The organism is Paenibacillus sp. VTT E-133280, from assembly GCF_002264385.1.
GTDB lineage: Bacteria > Bacillota > Bacilli > Paenibacillales > Paenibacillaceae > Paenibacillus_AQ > Paenibacillus_AQ nitricinens.
This window is the reverse complement of record NZ_NFUX01000172.1, coordinates 1-511: the sequence shown is the minus strand read 5'-3', so window position 1 is coordinate 511 and position 511 is coordinate 1. Positions and strand designations below refer to the sequence as shown.

The following is a 511-nucleotide window of genomic DNA, read 5'->3' as shown; positions in this document are numbered from 1 at the left end:
AACCAGATCGTTGTTGAATGGAAGTACGCCAAGTACTTCGCCTTGTGTAATCGGTCCTTCATTGATGGATTCGCGAATACCACCACCATTTTGCAGGGCGATTACAGCATTAGTGCCAGCTTTCTTGGCTGCAAATAGCATACCATCGGCAATCAGATTACCGAGGTTAGTTTCTTTTGTGCGAACATTATCACGAACGCCGTTTAGGACAACCTCTGAGTTACCTACTACCTCATTGGTCAGCTCTTGAATGCCTGGCTTATACTCGGTATCTAGGATCTTCTTGGCTTCAGGATCCTCTGCGATAACATAGTTAGTGCCGTTCTTAGCGTCGATGGAGATTAATTGGTCTTTCCATGTTGTTAGAACGCCATCTTTGTTAAATTTAACTTCGAGTTTACCAAGGAACAGTCCTTTTTCACCAGTTTGCACAATAAGCTTCGGTGCGCTAGGATCGCTGTTATCTACAACAGCTTGATCTAGTTGTGTATGGCTGTGACCACCGACAATA

At 44.2% G+C, this 511-nt stretch carries 1 protein-coding gene; it reads right to left on the bottom strand.

Translation table 11 applies throughout. From position 1 onward, the window contains the following. A partial coding sequence (locus CA600_RS30635) for a 5'-nucleotidase C-terminal domain-containing protein (protein WP_179281794.1) occupies positions 1–511 on the bottom strand: 511 nt, incomplete at both ends.